Source organism: Bradyrhizobium huanghuaihaiense (genome assembly GCF_007830635.1).
Taxonomy (GTDB): Bacteria; Pseudomonadota; Alphaproteobacteria; order Rhizobiales; family Xanthobacteraceae; genus Bradyrhizobium; species Bradyrhizobium huanghuaihaiense.
Genome location: NZ_VLLA01000007.1, coordinates 239612 through 253406, shown reverse-complemented (window position 1 = coordinate 253406; position 13795 = coordinate 239612). Strand labels below are relative to the sequence as shown.

At 65.5% G+C, this 13795-nt stretch carries 13 protein-coding genes; 6 read left to right on the top strand and 7 right to left on the bottom strand.

What is annotated here, in order from left to right; genetic code table 11:
- Positions 1 to 19 precede the first annotated feature (19 nt).
- On the bottom strand, positions 20 to 988 hold the full coding sequence (locus tag IQ16_RS17360) for an AraC family transcriptional regulator (RefSeq protein ID WP_018642247.1): 969 nt from the start codon (positions 986 to 988) through the stop codon (positions 20 to 22).
- Positions 989 to 1086: 98 nt separating this feature from the next.
- Here IQ16_RS17360 and IQ16_RS17355 point away from each other — a divergent pair, with 98 nt between their 5' ends.
- The gene (locus IQ16_RS17355) at positions 1087 to 1824 is read left to right on the top strand and encodes an SDR family oxidoreductase (RefSeq protein ID WP_018642248.1); all 738 of its coding nucleotides are present in this window, start codon (positions 1087 to 1089) and stop codon (positions 1822 to 1824) included.
- Positions 1825 to 1949: 125 nt separating this feature from the next.
- On the opposite strand, the gene IQ16_RS17350 is transcribed toward IQ16_RS17355, so the two are convergent.
- A complete protein-coding gene (locus IQ16_RS17350; RefSeq protein WP_018642249.1) occupies positions 1950 to 3086 on the bottom strand; it encodes a zinc-binding dehydrogenase in 1137 nt (378 codons plus the stop codon).
- 34 nt (positions 3087 to 3120) lie between these two features.
- On the bottom strand, positions 3121 to 4404 hold the full coding sequence (gene eno, locus IQ16_RS17345; protein WP_026311876.1) for a phosphopyruvate hydratase: 1284 nt from the start codon (positions 4402 to 4404) through the stop codon (positions 3121 to 3123).
- Positions 4405 to 4578: 174 nt separating this feature from the next.
- Here eno and IQ16_RS17340 point away from each other — a divergent pair, with 174 nt between their 5' ends.
- The 3 genes from IQ16_RS17340 to IQ16_RS17330 are packed head-to-tail and all read left to right on the top strand — an operon-like array spanning position 4579 to position 6874.
- The gene (locus IQ16_RS17340) at positions 4579 to 5556 is read left to right on the top strand and encodes a Vgb family protein (protein WP_018642251.1); all 978 of its coding nucleotides are present in this window, start codon (positions 4579 to 4581) and stop codon (positions 5554 to 5556) included.
- A gap of 51 nt (positions 5557 to 5607) precedes the next feature.
- Positions 5608 to 6060 (top strand): preQ(1) synthase, encoded by a 453-nt coding sequence (queF, locus tag IQ16_RS17335; protein WP_035666153.1) that lies wholly within the window; start codon positions 5608 to 5610, stop codon positions 6058 to 6060.
- A 16-nt stretch (positions 6061 to 6076) separates the two neighbouring features.
- The gene (locus tag IQ16_RS17330) at positions 6077 to 6874 is read left to right on the top strand and encodes a substrate-binding domain-containing protein (protein ID WP_018642253.1); all 798 of its coding nucleotides are present in this window, start codon (positions 6077 to 6079) and stop codon (positions 6872 to 6874) included.
- A gap of 167 nt (positions 6875 to 7041) precedes the next feature.
- On the opposite strand, the gene glsA is transcribed toward IQ16_RS17330, so the two are convergent.
- The 4 genes from glsA to IQ16_RS17310 form a co-directional block, all read right to left on the bottom strand.
- On the bottom strand, positions 7042 to 8916 hold the full coding sequence (gene glsA, locus IQ16_RS17325) for a glutaminase A (RefSeq protein WP_018642254.1): 1875 nt from the start codon (positions 8914 to 8916) through the stop codon (positions 7042 to 7044).
- A gap of 109 nt (positions 8917 to 9025) precedes the next feature.
- Positions 9026 to 10231, bottom strand: coding sequence for an MFS transporter (locus IQ16_RS17320; RefSeq protein WP_018642255.1), 1206 nt, complete (start codon positions 10229 to 10231; stop codon positions 9026 to 9028).
- Complete coding sequence (kdsA, locus tag IQ16_RS17315) at positions 10231 to 11079, bottom strand: 3-deoxy-8-phosphooctulonate synthase (protein ID WP_018642256.1); 849 nt, start codon at positions 11077 to 11079, stop codon at positions 10231 to 10233. Before kdsA ends, IQ16_RS17320 begins: the two co-directional genes overlap by 1 nt.
- A 125-nt stretch (positions 11080 to 11204) precedes the next feature.
- Positions 11205 to 11531, bottom strand: coding sequence for an NIPSNAP family protein (locus tag IQ16_RS17310; RefSeq protein WP_018642257.1), 327 nt, complete (start codon positions 11529 to 11531; stop codon positions 11205 to 11207).
- 196 nt (positions 11532 to 11727) lie between these two features.
- Here IQ16_RS17310 and IQ16_RS17305 point away from each other — a divergent pair, with 196 nt between their 5' ends.
- Together IQ16_RS17305 and IQ16_RS17300 are read left to right on the top strand one after the other, a co-directional pair.
- Positions 11728 to 12405 carry a response regulator gene (locus IQ16_RS17305; RefSeq protein WP_018642258.1) on the top strand — a complete coding sequence of 226 codons (678 nt, stop codon included), beginning with the start codon at positions 11728 to 11730 and terminating at the stop codon, positions 12403 to 12405.
- 10 nt (positions 12406 to 12415) lie between these two features.
- Entirely contained in the window at positions 12416 to 13792 is a 1377-nt protein-coding gene (locus tag IQ16_RS17300; protein ID WP_018642259.1) for a sensor histidine kinase, read from the top strand.
- Positions 13793 to 13795: the final 3 nt, after the last annotated feature.

Here is a 13795-nt window from a genome sequence, read left to right as displayed (position 1 = left end):
GGTGATGCGCCGTCGCGCATCACGATAATTTATTTGAGGCGTTGGGGAATTTTTCGCCCGTAGCCTGTCCGCGCCAGTATCGCTTCGGCGCATGGCCGTAGACTCGCTTGAAGGCGTGTCCGAAGGCGCTCTCGGACGAATATCCGAGCTGCGCGGCCGTTGCCGAAACGGTCGCGCCACGTCGAAGCAGATCGCGTGCAAGTCGCATTCGCCATCGGAGCAGGTAGTCGAGCGGCGCCAGCCCTACCAGCGACTTGAACCGCTTCGAAAATGCGGATCGCGACATGGCGATCGCTTCGGACAATGCTTCCAGGGTCCAGGGTTGAGCGGCGTCTTCGTGCATCAGCCTGATGGCCTTGCCGATCCTGGCGTCGACCAGCGCGTTGATCCATCCCAAACCCTCGCCGGCACTCTGATCCAGCGCCGCGCGGAGCACCTGGACGAGCAGGACGTCGGCAAGCCTGTCGGTGAGTACGGCCGCTCCGATTCCCGTCCCCCTGATTTCAAGGTCGAGAATCTCGAGCGTGGAATGAATGACAGGTGCCGACGGACTGCGCGACGGTATGAGCAGGAAACGGGGGAGTGCATCGAGCAGCAATCCGGCGTCCGACGCTTCGAAACCGAAACTGCCGGCAAGCAGAACGGTGTCGCTGCCCGCATGACGCGCGACATCCGACTGCGACCAATCGAACGCCGCCATACCGTCTTCGGGTGCAAGGCGTTGGTCGTTGGCCAGAACATAGGCTGGTGCATTGGCCAGAAGAAAGCAGTCGCCGGTGGCAAGCCGATGATGGGCTTCGTCGCCGAAGTCGATCCAGCAATCACCTCGGATGACCGCGCCGAACTTGAGGGCGGGTTTGGCCGGGAACCGATACGACCAATTGCCGCCCGCCTCGAACCTCGTGCAACGCGCCGCGCGAACGTTCAGGAGCGAGAAGACCTGAGACAGCGGGTCCGGGGTCTTGTGCCTTTCCGAGGATTTGTCCAAGGCTTGATCCGATCTCGACGATTTTCGAGCATTTCGAGCATAGATCATCCTCGCTTCCGATGCGAAGTTCATCTCGCAACGAATTGCATGGAACATCTATGACGGGCATCGCAGGCAAGGTCATCGCCATCACGGGCGCGAGCAGCGGAATTGGCGAAGCCGCCGCCCGGCATCTCGCAGAACGTGGCGCCATCGTGATCCTCGGCGCACGGCGCGCCGACCGGCTGCAGATGCTGGCCGCGAGCATCGCCTCAAAGGGCGGAAAGGCATCATTCCTCGTTACCGACGTCAGGCAACGCGAGGACGTCGCCAGGCTCGTCGGACTTGCCACGGACCGATACGGGAAGCTGGACGTCCTGATCAACAATGCGGGGATTGCCCCGATTTCGCGCCTGGACGATCTGAGGGTCGACGACTGGGACGACATGATCGACGTGAACGTGAAGGGTGTGCTCTACGGGATCGCCGCGGCCCTGCCCGTCTTCCGTCGTCAGGGCTTCGGCCATTTCGTCAACACCCTGTCGACCGCCGGCATCAAGATCGTTCCGACAATGGCCGTCTATGCGGGGTCGAAGAATGCCGTCAGGGCGATTTCCGAAGGACTTCGCCAGGAGGCCGGCCCGTCCCTTCGCGTGACGACCATCTCACCCGGTTATGTCGACACCGAACTGCCGTCCTCCATGACGGATTCCGCGTTACGGGAGCAAGGGCAGGCAAGCATGAAGGCGATGGCCATTCCGGCGAGCGCAATCGCGGAGGCGATGGCCTTCGCGATAGCGCAGCCGGATAGCGTGGACGTCGGCGAGATCGTTATTCGCCCCACGGCTCAGGCCTGAATTCGATCAGGCCCAAAGCATGATCCGGAAAAGTGCGGTTTTCCGAAAAGATCATGCTCAAACAATAACCTAAAGCGCGATGACGATTCATCCCAATCTCATCGCGCTTTAGACGCCGTCGCGCGTCACGACTTATTCGGGTTGATGAGGAATTTTTCGCCGGTGGCGCGTTTGGCGTACGCCGCGACGTTGGCGGGATCGAGTGCCTCGGAAAGCGACACCACCTTGGTGTAGTGGCTGGCGAAGGTGGTCTTCAGTTCATTGACGACGCGCTGGCGCAGCCGTCCGATATCGGCCGGACCGATCTTCTGGAGGAACGGGGTCAGCAGCCAGCCGCCGACGCCCCAGGCCATGCCGAAGCCGCGCGGCAGCTCGATCGGACGGATGTCGAGCGCGCCGTAGACATAGACCTGCTTGTGCACGCTGGAGCCGTAGCGGCTGTATTCCTTGGCGGTCTTGTTGATTGCGATTTCCATGCAGTTGAGGATGTCGCCGGCAAGCTTGCCGCCGCCGATGGCGTCGAAGGCGATGGTGGCGCCGGTCTCGACCAGCGCGGCCGTGAGATCGTCGAAGAAGCTCGGCATGCTGGAATCGACGACGTATTTGGCACCGATCTTCTTCAGGATCTCCGCCTGCTCCTTGCTGCGCACGATGTTGACGAGCGGGATGCCGTCCGCAATGCAGATCTTGTTCAGCATCTGGCCGAGATTGGAGGCGGCCGCGGTGTGCACCAGCGCCTTGTGGCCCTCGCGCCGCATCGTCTCGGTCATGCCGAGCGCGGTGAGCGGATTGACGAACCAGGACGCGCCCTCCGCCGCCGTGGTGCCCTCGGGCAGCGACTGGCAATCCCTGACCTTCATGGTCCGGTACTGCGAATACATGGCGCCGCCGATCATGGCGACCGTCTTGCCCATCAACGCCTTCGCGGCATCCGACGAGCCGGTCTTGATGACGACGCCGGCACCTTCATTGCCGACCGGCAGGGACTGGTCGAGCCGCGCCCCCATCGCGCGCATCGCGCCGTCAGGCACCTTTGCGGTGATGACGGGCGCATCCTTCGTGCGCGAGGCCTTGGCGGTGCTCATGTCGGCGGCGCCGACGAGCAGGCCGAGGTCGGACGGGTTGATCGGCGCCGCCTCGACGCGGACGACGACCTCGTCGTCCGCGGGCTCGGGGGTCGGCACGTCGACGAGCGAGATCTCGAGCTCGCCGCTCTTCTTGATCAGCGAACGCAGTTGCAGTCCGGTCTTGCCGTCGCTCATGTCGATCCTCCCCTGTGTTTGCTAAGGCGCTGGCTTATGCCAGCGCCTTCAGTGCCGCCTTGCCGCCGTAGAGCGCCTGCTTGCCGAGCTGCTGCTCGATGCGCAGGAGCTGGTTGTATTTGGCGGTGCGATCGGAACGCGCAAGGGAGCCGGTCTTGATCTGACCGCAATTGGTGGCGACCGCAAGATCGGCGATGGTGGAATCCTCGGTCTCGCCGGAGCGGTGCGACATCACCGAGGTGTAACCGTTCTTGTGCGCCATCTCGACGGCGGCGAGCGTCTCGGTCAGCGTGCCGATCTGGTTGACCTTGATCAGGATCGAGTTGGCGCGGCCGGCCTTGATGCCTTCGGCGAGGCGCTTGACGTTGGTGACGAACAGGTCGTCGCCGACGAGCTGGCACTTCTTGCCGATGAGGTCGGTCAGCTCCTTCCAGCCGTCCATGTCGTCTTCCGACATGCCGTCCTCGATGGTGACGATCGGATAACGCGAGACGAGGTCAGCAAGGTACTTGGCCTGCTCGGAGATCGAGCGGGTCTTGCCCTCGCCTTCATAGACATACTTGCCATCCTTGAAGAACTCGGTCGAGGCGCAGTCGAGGCCGAGCACGATGTCGGTCCCTGCCTTGAAGCCGGCCTTGCCGATCGCGTTCATGACGAATTCGAGCGCAGCGTCCGCCGACGGCAGGTTCGGGGCAAAGCCGCCTTCGTCGCCGACATTGGTGTTGTGGCCGGCCTTCTTCAGCTCCGACTTCAGCGTGTGGAAGACTTCAGCGCCGTAGCGCAGGCCCTCGGCGAAGGACGAGGCGCCGACGGGCAGGATCATGAACTCCTGGAAGTCGATCGGGTTGTCAGCATGCACGCCGCCATTGATGATGTTCATCATCGGCACCGGCAGCAGCCGCGCCGAGGTGCCGCCGACGTAACGGTAGAGCGGCATGTCGAGCGAGTTCGCGGCGGCCTTGGCGCAGGCCAGCGAGACGCCGAGGATGGCGTTGGCGCCAAGCCGGCTCTTGTTCGGCGTGCCGTCGAGCTCGATCATGATCTGGTCGATCTGCGCCTGCTGCTCGACATCGAGGCCGCTCAGGGCCTCGAAGATCTCGCCGTTGACGGCGCCGACCGCCTTGGTGACGCCCTTGCCGAGATAGCGGGCCTTGTCACCGTCGCGCAGTTCCACCGCCTCATGGGCGCCGGTCGAGGCACCCGACGGCACGGCGGCGCGGCCGAGCGCGCCATCTTCCAGCACGACGTCGACCTCGACGGTGGGATTGCCCCGGCTATCGAGAATTTCGCGGCCGATGATGTCGATGATGGCGGTCATGATGTGCACTTCCGTTCGTTAGAGCTGATCGGTGCCGCGGGTCTTACACGGGCCGCAAGCAAATGTGAACGCTTGGGCGCCCGGCTTCGGCTGACGCGTGAAGCACCCGAGACTAAGCTTGAGAACATCGGGTCTGCGCGTCCATCCTCAATCCCAAGGAGCCGAGGTAACGCCATGAATCGCCGCCAGTTTCTTGCTTCGAGCGCTGCCGTCCTTGCCGCCCGCCCAAGCCTTGCGCAGGAGGCCTCGTTCCGGACAAAATATTTCCCGATCAGCGCCGGCATTGGCTTGCACGATCTCACGCCCGCCCCTGACGGCACGGTCTGGTTCACCGCCCAGGGCAAGGGCCTGCTCGGCAGGCTCGATCCCCGGGATGGCAGTTTCAAGACGGTCGGCCTCGGCCAGGGCGCCGCCCCGCACGGTGTGACGATCGGCCCCGACGGCGCCCCCTGGATCACGGAAGGCGGCCAGAACGCGATCGCGCGGGTCGATCCCGGCGATCTCAAGGTCGCGCTGTTCCGCCTGCCGGAAAAGTTCGCCTCCGCCAATCTCAACACCGGCGTGTTCGACAAGACAGGTACCTACTGGTTCACTGGCCAGTCCGGATACTACGGCCGCCTCGCGCCGAAATCGGGCGAGATGAACGTATTCAAGGCACCGAAGGGGATCGGGCCCTACGGCATCACGGTGACCCCCAAGGGCGATGTCTGGTACGCCTCGCTCGCCGGCAGCCATATCGCCAGGATCGACCTTGCGACGGGCAGCGCCCGTGTCGTCGAGCCGCCGACGCCAAACCAGGGCGCGCGACGGGTCTGGTCGGATTCGAACAGCCGTATCTGGGTCAGCGAGTGGAATAGCGGCCATGTCTCGGTGCACGATCCCGCCGACGGATCCTGGAAGACATGGAAGCTGCCGGGCGAGCGTCCCCGCACCTACGCGGTCTATGTCGATGACAAGGACAAGGTGTGGCTGACGGATTTTTCGGCCAATGCCATCGTGCGTTTCGATCCCGCCACCGAGAAGTTCACCGTCTTCGCCAGCGACAAGGCCAACGCCAATGTCCGCCAGCTCGACGGCCGTCCGGGCGAGCTGTGGGGCTGCGAGTCCGGCAACGACCGGATCGTCATGATCCAGACGACCGCCTCGGGTTGACGACGGCCGCGATTACGTCCATCCCGGCATCCGTAACAGGATGTGACGACGATGGCGAAAAAATCCCTCCAGCTCGGCCGCGCGGTCGAGTGGCCGCACACACCGGACGAAGCCCAGCTCGACCGCGTGCCCAATCCGCAAGCCGGCACGGACTATCTGGTGCGCTTCACGGTGCCTGAATTCACCTCGCTCTGCCCGGTCACGGGCCAGCCGGATTTCGCGCATCTGATGATCGACTACGCGCCCGGCCAATGGCTGCTGGAGTCGAAGTCGCTGAAACTCTACATCGCGAGCTTCCGCAACCACGGCGCCTTCCACGAGGATTGCACCGTGATGATCGGCAAGCGCATCGCGAGCGAGATCAAGCCGAAGTGGTTGCGCATCGGTGGCTACTGGTATCCGCGCGGCGGCATTCCGATCGACGTGTTCTGGCAGACCGGCCGCGTGCCGAAGGGCCTGTGGGTGCCCGAGCAAGGCGTCGCGCCCTATCGCGGGCGGGGCTAATGGGAGAAGAACAACAATGAAATCGATGTCAGCAACATTCCGCAACGTCGCCCTGGGCGTTCTGGGTGCCCTATGGCTCACCGGCGCCTCCGATGCTGCCGAGGTCCGGGTGATGATCTCGGGCGGATTGACGGCGGCCTACAAGGCGCTCGTGCCGGAATTCGAGAAAGCCACCGGCAACAAGGTGCTGACCGAATATGGGCCGTCGATGGGGACCACCACCAACGCGATTCCCGTGCGGCTCGAACGCGGTGAACCGGCCGACGTCCTGATCATGGTGGGTTACGCCCTCAACGATCTCGCGAGCAAGGGCAAGGTCGTTGCCGGCAGCCAGGTCGATCTCACCAAATCGCCGATCGGGATCGCCGTGAAATCGGGCGCGCCGAAGCCGGACATCAGCTCGGTCGACGCGGTCAAGCGCGCGCTGCTGGCGGCGAAGACGATCGCCTATTCGGACAGCGCCAGCGGCGTCTACGTCTCGACCGAGATGTTCGACAAGCTCGGCATTGCCGACGTCATGAAGGACAAGGCGCGCAAGATTCCGGCAACGCCCGTCGGCGAGATCGTCGCGCACGGCGAGGCCGAGCTCGGCTTTCAGCAGATCAGCGAATTGAAGCCCGTGAAGGGCATCGACATCGTAGGTCCCCTGCCGAACGAATTGCAGAAGATCACGATCTTCTCGGCCGGGATCGCGGCCGGTTCGAAGGAGCCCGAGGCTGGCCGCGCTTTGATAAACTTCCTCGCCTCGCCCGCCGCACGCGAAGCGATCATCGCGAGCGGGATGGAGCCGATCCCGGCTGGTGGAGCGAAGTGAGGCACCAGCCCCTCGCTCATGTCCCGGACGCGGTGCAGCGTGAAGCGCTGCGCCGCTGAGCCGGGACCCAGCACCACGAATTCTGGACCCCGGATCAGCAACGCACACGCCGCAAATGCGGCGCGCGGCGCTGCATCCGCGGAACGAACAACGATGTCTCGGTGCAATCAGTAAGCGCTGAGCAGATCGACCTTCGCATTGGCCGCAACCAGCCGCCGCGCCAGAATGGCGGCGAGGTTGCGCATGATCTTCAGCGACGTCTCCGGGTGCAGGCGGCGGTAATCGGCAAAGCTGTCGAGCGGCAGTTCGAGGCAGGTGACGGGCGTATCGGCGAGAACGTCGGCGCTGCGGCTTTGCTCCAGCATCGCCATCTCGCCGAACTCCATGCCGGGGCCGAGGGACGCCAGCCGCACGCCGCTGCGCAGCTTCACGCTGACCATGCCGCTCTGGAGAAAGAACAGCGAATTGGCGGGCTCGCCGGCGGCGATGATGCGCTGACCGGCCGCATAGTGCCGCGTGGTCGAGAGCTTGACGATCGCGGCGATCTCGTCGGCGTCGAGTTCGGCGAGCAGCGCCTGCTCGCCGAGATGCGCGCTCTCCTTGACGTCGGTGAAGCCGCCGAAACGGTAGATCACCTGATCCTCGGCCCATTCGATGGCATCATCGAGCAGCGGAAAACGGCGCAGCCGCCGCGGCTCGGCCGTGCGCGCGGCGATCGCGCTCCACACCGCCGAGTTCTCCTCGAAGCCGGACAGAACGGCGGTGACGCCGGCATTGCCGAGCGCGGTCAGCGTCTCGCCGAGCAGCTCCGCGCCGGCCGCGGTGATGTCGGGGACGCGGCGGAAATCAATGATCAGGAGCGGCGCATTCGGCGGCTCGCTGGTGAGCCTTCGCGTGACGTAGTCGATCGTGCCGAAATTCATCGCACCGACCAGCTCGAGCACGCGGATGTCGCTGTGGCGCTCGTCGAGGATCTGCTGCTCGTGCGGCTGGCGGCTGCGGCGCGAAGAGATGCCGTAGACGTCGTAATCCGCCATGATGCTGGTGCGCACGTCCGCGTTGCGGTTGAGCATGTGCAGGTCGAACCGCGCCGACAGCGCCTCGCAGACCTTCAGGCCGCGCACGCTGTTGAAGTGATTGTCGAGCAGCGGGGAGAAGGTGCCGAGCCCGAGCTGCGAGGGCAGCGCCGCGACGATGCCGCCGCCGACGCCGCTCTTGGCGGGGATGCCGACGCGATAGGTCCACTCACCGGCATAATCGTACATGCCCGAGCTCGTCATCACCGACAGCGTGCGCGCGACGATGTTCGGCGTGATGACCTGGACGCCCGTGACCGGATTGATGCCGCGATTGGCGAGCGTTGCCGCCATCACGGCGAGGTCGCGCGCGGTGACCAGGATCGCGCATTGGCGGAAATAGACGTCGAGCACGGCGTCAACGTCGTCGGGCAGCACCGCGTAATTCCGCAGCAGCCAGGCGATCGCACGGTTGCGATTGCCGGTCGCGGTCTCCGAGGCATGCACGGCCTCGTCGACGCCGAGCTCGCGGCCGGCAAACTGGCTGAGCTTGGCGCGGACACGCTCGAAAGCGCCCTTCCCGTCCGCCTCGTAGATCAGGCCCGAGCAGGCGATGGCGCCGGCATTGACCATCGGATTGAAAGGACGGTTGTCGTTGGTGAGCCGGATCGAGTTGAAGGCTTCGCCGCTCGGCTCGACGCCGATGGTGGCCGCGACGCGCGCCTCACCGACCATCTCCAGCGCCAGCGCGAAGACGAAGGCTTTGGACACCGACTGGATCGTGAACGGCACATCGCTGTCGCCGACCTCGTAGACGTGGCCGTCGATGGTGACGAGCGCGATGCCGAAATGATCGGGATTGGCGCGCTTCAGCTCGGGGATGTAGTCGGCGAGCTCGCCGGAATTGTCGGTCCGGAATTCGGCGTGGCAGTCGGTGAGGAAACGCCGCAGCGGTGGCCTGGTAGGATAACCGGTCGTGCGGGGCGTGCTGGCTGCGTTGGCGGAACGGCTGGTCTGGGCGTCCACGATCTCACACCTCGATTTGCCCAGAATAAAAGCAATTCGTGTGCCATGTATACGTTGCCGGTGGTGTCATGGTGCGGGACGACGCCCGGCTCAAGTCACCGAATGGACTTCAGCGCGCGTCGGAGGGCGCCCGCGGCTTGAGCAGCCGGGCGCAGACGAGGCCCAGCACCACCATGATCGCGGCGCTCGTGAGCAAGGTCGCAACCTTGCCGGCATGCTGCAGCCCGAAGCCGTAGGCGAGCGGGCCGACCGTCTGTCCCATGAAGAAGAAGAACGAATGCAGCGACAGCGCGGTCGCGCGCGCCTCCACCGACAGCTCGCTGGCGAAGACCTGCAGACAGCCATGGGCGATGTAAAAGCCCCAGCCCATCACGATGAGGTTCAGCGCCTGCACCTCCCAGCGCGGGCCAAAGGCCACGGCGATGAGCTGTGAGGCCACCAGCGTCATGCCCGCGATCATCATTCTCTTCATGCCCAGCCAGGGCAGCAGGCGCGACACCGTCAGCGTGTAGAACAGGCCGCCGACCGCAAAGCCCGCGATGACGATACCGGCGATCGACAGCGACGTCTGCCCGAGATCGAACAGGAACGAAGCGATGTAGGGAAACAGGCCGAGCACGCAGCAGCCTTCGATGAAAACGGCCGAGTAGCACACATAGGCATTGGGATTGGTGAAGATGGTGCGATAGCCCGCCTTCAGCGCGGACAGGCTTGTCTTCGGCGGATGCTTGACCTTCGCGCCACGAAAGCCGGCGGCGACCGCGATCGAGGCGACGATGACGAGCACGCCGAGGACCGCCAGCACGCCGCGCCATCCGAGGAAATCGCCGATCAGGCCGGACGCCGAGGCGCCGAGCAGATTGCCGGTCATGGCCCCGGCGAGCGTGCGGCTGATCGCGACCTGGCGCTTCTCCGGCCCGACCAGATCGCTGGTCAGGCTCAACGCCACCGGAAACACGCCGCCGGAGCCGATGCCGGCGAGGATGCGCGTGGCAAACAGCACCGAGAACGAGGTCGAGAGCGCGCCCAGGATGTTGGCAAGGCCCAGCAGCGCCAGGCACGCGATCATCAGCCGCGTCTTGCCGAACAGATCGGCCGCGGCGCCGATCACCGGCTGGATGATCGAGAAGGTGAAGGCGAACACGGCGGCAAAGCCCGCCGCGGCCGCGATGCTGACGCCGAAATCCTCGGCGACGTGCGGCAGCACCGGATCGAGCGCGCGCGCCGAGAGCGCTGCTGCGAAGCTTGCTCCGGAAATGACATAGAGCGCTGCCGGCAAGCCGTGATCGTGCGGCCCCGCCTCGCCTTGCTGCATCAGCGCGGGTTCTTTGCGAGCGCGTCGAACGCCATCAGCCTGGCGATCAGCCCCTCGAACTCGCGCAGCGGTACCATGTTGGGACCGTCGGAGGGCGCACGATCGGGATCGGGATGGGTCTCGATGAAGACGCCGGCAACGCCGACCGCGACAGCCGCGCGCGCCAGCACAGGCACGAATTCGCGCTCGCCGCCGGAGGACGTGCCCTTCCCGCCCGGTTGCTGCACCGAGTGGGTGGCGTCGAAGATCACGGGCGCGCCGGTGGTGCGCGCCAGGATCGGCAGCGCACGCATGTCGGAGACCAGCGTGTTGTAGCCGAAGGAGGCACCGCGCTCGGTGACGAGCACGTTGGGATTGTTGGCGCTGGTGATCTTGGTCACGACATTGGCCATGTCCCAGGGCGCCAGGAACTGTCCCTTCTTGACGTTGACGACCTTGCCGGTCGCAGCCGCCGCCAGCAGCAGATCGGTCTGCCGGCACAGGAAGGCCGGGATCTGCAGGATGTCCACGGCCTGCGCCACCTCGGCGCATTGCGTGGCCTCGTGCACGTCGGTCAGAACAGGCAGGCCGAGCGAGGATCGGATTTCGGTGAAGATCGGCAGCGACTGCGCCAAGCCCAGCCCGCGCGCCGCCGACGCGCTGGTACGGTTGGCCTTGTCGAACGAGGTCTTGTAGACGAGGCCGACGTTCAGCCGCGCCGCGATCTCCTTCAGCGCGGAGGCCACCTCCAGCGCATGCTGGCGGCTTTCGAGCTGGCAGGGTCCGGCAATGATCGCAATCGGCAGATCATTGCCGAATTTGACCCTGCCGATGGTGACGACTGGCGCAGCTGAATTCGAAGAGCTCAAGGCAAATCCCTCGTTTCGGCGCGACCATAGCCGCCGCGAGGGTCGGATCAACCCCATTCGGGCCGGGTCATCCGAATATCAGGGTTGCGCCGGGGCTCCCGGCGCCGCCCGTGCGTCGCAGGTTCCTACTTCACCGCCGAGAAGGCAGTCGGCGTCAGGAGCTGGCTGACGATATTGCCGACGATCTGGCCATCCGCTTCGCTTTCGGCGCGCGCCTTCATCCAGTCCGGATCGGTCATGAACTTGCCCCACTTCGTCTCGCGCTCGGCAAGCGAATCCCAGGCCAGGAAATAGGTCAGCTCCTGGTTGGATTCGCCGATCAGCGTGGTGAAGAACCCGGCTTGCTTGATGCCGTGCTTCTCCCACAACTTCAGCGTCACCGTCTCGAACCGCTTCAAAAGCGCCGGCAGGCGGCCGGGCACGCAGCGATAGACGCGCATTTCGTAGATCATTCATGTCCTCCCTGAACAGGTCCGGCGGTTATAGCGGCTCGCCCCGACGGTGTCTTGAGCCAGGCCCGACCGGCCCTGTGGCGTTCTGCGCATGGCTTGAAAGCTTCTGCCGAACCGCGCGCCGTCAGGCTCCCGCAATGCTGCCGCAATGATCGGGCCGCTACAAAGGCTCAGTTGCGGTTGAGGTGGCTGTCACATGCGGATTTTGCTGGTCGAGGATGAAGCGGAAATGGCCGGCGCGCTGGCCTCGGCGCTGAAGCGCTACGACATGGTGGTGGACCATGCGCCGACACTCGCCGAGGCGGAGGAGGCCATTTCCGCCGACGTCCATGCCGCGGTCCTGCTCGACCGCCAGCTTCCTGACGGCGACGGCCTCACCTTGATCCCAAAGCTCCGCGCACGCGCCGACGGTGTGCCGATCATCGTCCTCACCGCGCGGGGCGAGCTCGCCGACCGCATCGCCGGGCTCGACAGCGGAGCCGACGACTATCTGGCCAAACCGTTTGCGGTCGAGGAGCTGCTGGCGCGGCTGCGCGCCGTGCTGCGGCGGCCCGCGGGCCTCTCACCCGAAATCATCCGTGCCGGCCGCCTCGCCTTCGACCTCAGCCATCGCGAAGCCAGCATCGGCGGCGAGCCGTTCGAGCTGCCCCGCCGCGAGCTGCTGGTGCTCGAAGCCTTGATCCGCCGCATGGGCCGGACCGTGCTGCGCTCGGCGCTCGAAGAGGCGGTCTACAATTTCGACGACGAGATCCAGTCCAACGCGCTGGATACGCATATCTCGCGGCTGCGGCGAAAGCTCGCGGACGCCGACGCTGGGATCGAGATCCACGGCATTCGCGGCGTCGGCTATCTCCTCAAGAGGCTGCCAGCTTGAAGAAGCTAACATGAGCAAACACGACGATCCCTATTGCCTGCGCTCGCGCTTGAGCTGGCGCCTGCTCTCGCTTCAGGCCGCGATCCTGGTCGCGCTGGTTGCAGTCGTCCTGGCCGGGCTTTGCGCCTCCGGCCTCGTGCTGGCCGAGCGCGACGAGGACCGCGTCATCGATGTCGTGCAGCGCGCGCTCACGCGCGAGGCGCAAGGTGGACTGGCCTTGCGCCCGACGGCCGAGCTGCAGCAGTTGCGCAGCGAGACGCCGGACCTCTGGTTCCTGGTGCGCGACAAGCAGGGCCATTCGCTCAGCGAAGGCGCCGTGCCGGCCGAATTCGCTGCGATCGGCGGTGGCCTCGACCAGATCAGCCAGGCGCGGCTCGGCTGGCAGATGTTCGAGGACGATCCGCGCAAGCCGGCGGCGCGGCTGAAGCGTGTCGACACCGATGCGGGCAACGTGCAGGTCATCACGGCGACTCAGGGACGTCTGACCGGCGCCAAGGCGCTGTTCACGACATCGCATGCGTTTCTCGGCATCGCCCTGCCCGGCCTGCTGCTGATGGGAACGGCGACGTTCATTGCGACGCCGATGATCGTGCAGCGCGCCTTCAGGGGGCTCGATAGCGCAGCGGACGAGGCGCGGCGCATCGACATCCATCAGCGCGGCGCGCGGCTCCCGGTGGAGCGCATCCCGCTGGAGGTCGTGCCGCTGGTGACCGCGATCAACGACGCGCTGGCGCGGCTCGATCAGGGCTATGCCCGCCACAAGCGCTTCGTTGCGGACGCCGCGCACGAGCTGCGCACGCCGATCGCGATCCTGAACACGCGGCTGGAGTCACTTGCCCCTGGACCGGACAAGACCCGCCTGCTGGAGGATGCGGCGCGGCTGGCGACGCTTGCCGAGCAATTGCTCGATATTCAGCGGCTCGACCGCTGCGGCCATCCGTTCACGCGCGTCAATCTCGTCGCCGTTGCGCAAAGCGTCGCCGCCGATCTCGCGCCGCTGGCGATTGCGGCCGGCTACGAGCTGGCCCTCGATGCGCCGGCGACACCGATCGAGACGATTGGCGATGCGGCAGCGCTGGAGCGCGCGCTCACCAACCTCGTGCAGAATGCGATCCAGCACGGCCCGCGCCGCGGCACGATCGGGATTCGTCTCAGCAAGCCCGCGAGCATCGAGGTCACCGACGAAGGCGCCGGCATTCCCGCCGGCCAGCGCGAGCAGATCTTCGAGCCGTTCTACCGGCTGACGCCACTCGATCGTGGGGCCGGCCTCGGCCTCAACATGGTGCGCGAGATCGTGCAGCTGCATGGCGGCCACGTCTCGGTGGCGGACGGACCCGATGGCGGCGCCTGTTTCCGGATCACGCTGCCGGAAGTGCGGCAGAGCTGATTC

Coding starts and splice junctions, on each gene's coding strand:
- IQ16_RS17300 (WP_018642259.1), top strand. CDS start 12,416: ATGAGCAAACACGACGATCCCTATTGCCTGCGCTCGCGCTTGAGCTGG.
- IQ16_RS17310 (WP_018642257.1), bottom strand. CDS start 11,531: ATGATCTACGAAATGCGCGTCTATCGCTGCGTGCCCGGCCGCCTGCCG.
- IQ16_RS17305 (WP_018642258.1), top strand. CDS start 11,728: ATGCGGATTTTGCTGGTCGAGGATGAAGCGGAAATGGCCGGCGCGCTG.
- IQ16_RS17320 (WP_018642255.1), bottom strand. CDS start 10,231: ATGCAGCAAGGCGAGGCGGGGCCGCACGATCACGGCTTGCCGGCAGCG.
- IQ16_RS17340 (WP_018642251.1), top strand. CDS start 4,579: ATGAATCGCCGCCAGTTTCTTGCTTCGAGCGCTGCCGTCCTTGCCGCC.
- queF (WP_035666153.1), top strand. CDS start 5,608: ATGGCGAAAAAATCCCTCCAGCTCGGCCGCGCGGTCGAGTGGCCGCAC.
- eno (WP_026311876.1), bottom strand. CDS start 4,404: ATGACCGCCATCATCGACATCATCGGCCGCGAAATTCTCGATAGCCGG.
- IQ16_RS17350 (WP_018642249.1), bottom strand. CDS start 3,086: ATGAGCGACGGCAAGACCGGACTGCAACTGCGTTCGCTGATCAAGAAG.
- IQ16_RS17355 (WP_018642248.1), top strand. CDS start 1,087: ATGACGGGCATCGCAGGCAAGGTCATCGCCATCACGGGCGCGAGCAGC.
- IQ16_RS17330 (WP_018642253.1), top strand. CDS start 6,077: ATGAAATCGATGTCAGCAACATTCCGCAACGTCGCCCTGGGCGTTCTG.